Raw genomic sequence first — 314 nt, forward strand, 5'->3', positions numbered from 1 at the left:
CCGGCGCCACGATTACTTGATCAACTGCATCCCTGCAACCTTGGAGGCCAGCACGTCGAAAGTAGCCGTGTACTCGCACTCCGCTACATGCCCAGAACGCTCGATCAGGCAGTCAGCGAAATCCGCCTTTGCGGATGCCGCGAAAACGCGAAGTGCCTTTCGTACCGTGTCAGCACTTTCGATAATCAGTTCTTTGGTGCCGATCATCGAGTCGATGATGTCCTTCATCTGCTCTCGTTCGACGCCGTAGCAGCGCCCGAGTACCCACACGACCTCGACCAATGCAACCTGCGAAACGTACCCCGGCCTCTCGG

At 57.6% G+C, this 314-nt stretch carries 1 protein-coding gene; it reads right to left on the reverse strand.

Annotation, left to right across the window (positions count from 1 at the left end; translation table 11 throughout):
• Nucleotides 1-12: 12 nt before the first annotated feature.
• A partial coding sequence (locus U4Z64_RS37475) for a VapC toxin family PIN domain ribonuclease (RefSeq protein WP_321822703.1) occupies nucleotides 13-314 on the reverse strand: 302 nt, incomplete at its 5' end.

Source organism: Burkholderia sp. BCC1996 (genome assembly GCF_905339955.1).
GTDB lineage: Bacteria > Pseudomonadota > Gammaproteobacteria > Burkholderiales > Burkholderiaceae > Burkholderia.